This is a genomic window from Rubrivivax benzoatilyticus JA2 = ATCC BAA-35 (assembly GCF_000190375.1).
GTDB lineage: Bacteria > Pseudomonadota > Gammaproteobacteria > Burkholderiales > Burkholderiaceae_C > Rubrivivax > Rubrivivax benzoatilyticus.
Genome location: NZ_AEWG01000026.1, coordinates 1 through 4,030, shown reverse-complemented (window position 1 = coordinate 4,030; position 4,030 = coordinate 1). Strand labels below are relative to the sequence as shown.

At 75.0% G+C, this 4,030-nt stretch carries 4 protein-coding genes; all 4 read left to right on the top strand.

Annotated elements, in window-relative coordinates; genetic code table 11:
* Nucleotides 1–2 precede the first annotated feature (2 nt).
* On the top strand, nucleotides 3–740 hold the full coding sequence (gene cobM, locus RBXJA2T_RS02465; protein ID WP_009855735.1) for a precorrin-4 C(11)-methyltransferase: 738 nt from the start codon (nucleotides 3–5) through the stop codon (nucleotides 738–740).
* Nucleotides 737–2,059, top strand: coding sequence for a cobyrinic acid a,c-diamide synthase CobB (locus tag RBXJA2T_RS02460; protein WP_009855734.1), 1,323 nt, complete (start codon nucleotides 737–739; stop codon nucleotides 2,057–2,059). The genes cobM and RBXJA2T_RS02460 overlap by 4 nt, the downstream gene beginning before the upstream one ends.
* A gap of 112 nt (nucleotides 2,060–2,171) precedes the next feature.
* Complete coding sequence (locus tag RBXJA2T_RS02455) at nucleotides 2,172–3,506, top strand: serine hydrolase domain-containing protein (RefSeq protein WP_029719038.1); 1,335 nt, start codon at nucleotides 2,172–2,174, stop codon at nucleotides 3,504–3,506.
* Nucleotides 3,507–3,615: 109 nt separating this feature from the next.
* Nucleotides 3,616–4,030, top strand: a 415-nt coding sequence (locus RBXJA2T_RS02450) for a hypothetical protein (RefSeq protein ID WP_202796725.1), incomplete at its 3' end; no start/stop codon positions are given.

Below are 4,030 nucleotides of genomic sequence, written 5' to 3'. Positions count from 1 at the left end.
TGCTGACGCTGCGTGGCCGCGACCTGATCGCCGCCAGCCCCGTGTGCCTGTACGCCGGTTCGCTGGTGCCCGAAGGCGTGCTCGCGCACTGCCCGCCGGGCTGCCGCATCGTCAACACCGCGCCGCTGAGCCTGGACCAGATCGTCGACGAGATCGCCGCCGCCCACGCGCGTGGCCAGGACGTCGCGCGCCTGCATTCCGGCGACCTGTCGATCTGGTCGGCGATGGGCGAGCAGCTGCGCCGCCTGCGTGCGCTGGGCATCCCCTATGACGTGACGCCCGGCGTGCCATCGTTCGCCGCCGCCGCCGCCGCGCTGGGCGCCGAGCTGACGCTGCCCGGCGTCGCCCAGTCGCTGGTGCTGACACGCACCTCGGGCCGCGCCAGCGCGATGCCCGAAGGCGAGAACCTCGCCGCCTTCGCCGCCACCGGCGCCACGCTGGCCATCCACCTGTCCGTGCACGTGCTGGCCCAGGTCGTCGCCGAGCTGCGCCCGCACTACGGCGACGACTGCCCGGTGGCCGTGGTCTGGCGCGCCAGCTGGCCCGACCAGCGCATCGTGCGCGCGACGCTGGCGACGCTGGACGCGGCGGTCGGCGCCGAGATGGAGCGCACGGCGCTGATCCTCGTCGGCCGCACGCTGGGAACCGAAGACTTCGACGAAAGCCGGCTCTACGCCGTCGACTACGACCGGCGCTACCGGCCGATGGGCACCTCGCCGCGTTTCCCCGAGACCCGATGATCCCGCCCGGGCTGCTGGTCGCAGCGCCCGCCTCGGGCTGCGGCAAGACGACGGTGACGCTGGGCCTGCTGGCCGCCTGGCGCGCCGCCGGGCTGGCCGTGCAGCCGTTCAAGAACGGCCCGGACTACCTCGACCCGGCCTTCCACGCCGCCGCCGCCGGCCGCGCCTCGTTCAACCTCGACAGCTGGGCGATGGGCCGCGAGCGCATCGCCGGCCTGCTGGGCGCGGCCGAAGGCTGCGACCTGTTGCTGGCCGAAGCCTCGGTGGGCCTGTTCGACGGCGCCGTGACACCCGGCGAATGGGGCCGCGGTGCCGGTGCCGACCTGGCCGAAGCCTTCGGCTGGCCGGTGCTGCTGGTGCTGGACGTGCGCGGCCAGGCGCAATCGGCCGCCGCCGTGGCGCTGGGCTTCGCCAGCCTGCGCCCGGGCGTCAAGATCGCCGGCGTGCTGCTGAACCGCGTCGGCAGCGCGCGCCACGAAGCCACCGTGCGCAGCGCGGTCGAGGCTGCGGGCTTCCGCGTCTTCGGCGCGCTGCCGCGCGACGCCGCCGTGGCGCTGCCCGAACGCCACCTGGGCCTGGTGCAGGCCGAGGAACTGCCCGAACGCGCCGCGACGCTGGCCGCGCTCGGCCGGCTGGTGGCCGAACACGTGGACCTGGACGCGCTGCGTGCCGCCGCCGCTGGCGCCTGCGAGCGTGTGCCGCCTTTGCCGCTGCCGCCGCCAGGCGCACGCATTGCGCTGGCGCGCGACGCCGCGTTCTCCTTCGTCTACCCGCATTTGCTGGACGCCTGGCACGCCGCCGGCGCGGCGCTGCTGCCGTTCTCGCCGCTGGCCGACGAGGCGCCCGACGACAGCGCCGACGCCTGCTGGCTGCCCGGCGGCTACCCCGAACTGCACGCCGGCCGCCTGGCCGCCGCCACACGCTGGCGCGACGGCCTGCGCGCCTTCGCGCGCACGCGGCCGGTGCATGGCGAATGCGGTGGCTACATGGCGCTGGGCAGCGTGCTCGAAGACGCCGACGGCACGCGCCACGCGATGGCCGGGCTGCTGGGGCTGGAAACCTCGTTCCGCAAGCGCCGGCTGCACCTGGGCTACCGCCTGGCCGAGCTGCAGGCGCCGTTGCCCGGTCATGCCGCCGGCACGCGGCTGCGCGGCCACGAGTTCCACTACGCCAGCGTGCTGGCCCAGCCCGACGCGCCGCTGGCGCGCATCACCGATGCCGACGGGCGCGAGGTCGCCGAGACCGGCTCGTGGCGCGTGCTGGACGGCGGCGGGCGCGTCAGCGGCAGTTTCTTCCACCTCGTCGCGCCGGCGGGCTGAGCCTGGCCGACCCGCCGATGACGGGGGCAGACAGCCCCGTCCGCGCTCGGCGTAACGCTCCGTTGCAGCGGTTTGTCTTAGGCTGGCGCCGACACAAACCACAGGAGTGGCCATGAGTGCTCTCGCTTGCCGTCTGCTGGCCCTGGCATTGGGACTGGCGCTGTGTTCCGCGCGGGCCGCCCCCGAGCCGGCCGGCGTGGCGTCGGGCTTCCCGGACGCCCAGGCCAGCGACCCGGCCCGGCTGGGCTGGATGGTCGGTGCGCCGCCGCCGCCGGACCGCATCATCCGCTTCGAGGACGGCTCGTACTGGCGCTTCCCGGCGCTGCGCTGGACGGCGTCGAACTTCCGCCAGCTGATGCCCACGGTGGCGGTCTCGCGCGGGCTCGGGCCGGCGGCGCCGCTGCCGGTGGCGCTGCGCGAGGACCTCGACGGCGTGCGCTTCACGCCGCTGGGCACGGACCGCAGCATGACCTGGCGCCAGGCGCTGGACGCCAACTACACCGACGGCATCGTCGTGCTGCATCGCGGCCGCATCGTCTACGAGCGTTATTTCGGCGTTCTCGAGCCCGATGGCCAGCACGGCCTGATGTCGGTCACCAAGACCTTCGTCGGCACGCTGGCGGCGATGCTCGTCGCGGACGGCACGCTGGACCCCGCCCGGCGGGTGGACCACTACGTGCCGGAGCTGGCGGCCTCGGCTTTCGGCAGTGCCACGCTGCGCCAGCTGATGGACATGACCACCGGCGTCAAGTTCAGCGAGGACTACGCCGACCCGAACGCCGACGTGTGGGCCCATGGCGCGGCCGGCAATCCGCTGCCCAAGCCCCAGGACTACAGCGGCCCGCGCAGCTACTACGAGTACCTGCAGACCGTGAAGCCGCAGGGCGTGCATGGCGAGGCGTTCCACTACCGCACCGTCAACACCGACGCGCTGGGCTGGGTTCTGGCGCGCGTGACGGGGCGCTCGGTCGCCCAGCTGCTGTCCGAGCGCATCTGGCGCCCGCTGGGCGCCGAGCAGGACGGCTACATGTCGGTCGACTCGACCGGCACCCCGTTTGCCGGCGGCGGCCTGAACACGGGGCTGCGCGACCTGGCGCGCTTCGGCGAGATGATGCGCAACGACGGCCGCTTCAACGGGCGCCAGATCGTGCCGGCGGCGGCGGTGGCCGACATCCGCCGCGGCGGCCGCCAGGCCGACTTCGCCAAGGCCGGCTACGCGCTGCTGCCGGGCTGGAGCTACCGCAGCATGTGGTGGATCACGCACAACGAACACGGCGCCTTCGCGGCGCGCGGCGTGCACGGGCAGGCGCTGTACATCGACCCGAAGGCCGAGGTGGTGATCGCGCGTTTTGCCTCGCACCCGGTGGCGGGCAACCACGCCAACGACCCGACGTCGCTGCCCGCCTTCCACGCGCTGGCCCGCCATCTGATGCAGGCCGGCCGCTGAGGCGCCGGCCCGCCGGCCGGGGCTGAAGCCGCCGGCGTCCGTGCACCACGCGGCACCCCGCGCCCGCCGCCGGCGCGGGGGGATCGGCACCCGGCCTATGCTGCCCGGCATGCAAGCCACCACGATGTTGTTGCTGGCTGGTGGGCTGTCCTCCGCCACCGCCGCCGCGCCCGGCGAGCCGCCGCGCCTGGTCTACCGTGCCGGCGGCCCCGAGGCGCCCGCGGCCGAGAGCTTCGAGGTCCGGCCCGAGCGTGTGGACTGGCGCGACGACGCCGGCCGCCTCGTCGCACGCTACGACCGCGGCAGCGGCGTGCTGAGCCTGGCCGATCCCGACACCGGCACGCCGCTGGTCATGAACGACGAGACCCTGGACACGCTGGCGGCCCGCCAGGCCGAGGCGGCGCGTTCGCTGCAGCAGCTGGTCGAGGCCTTGCCGCGCGACGAGCAGCCGCGGGCGCGCCAGCGCCTGGCCGAGCTGCTGCGTCCGCGCGGGCCCTGGGCCGCCGTCGAGGCCGTGACGGCGG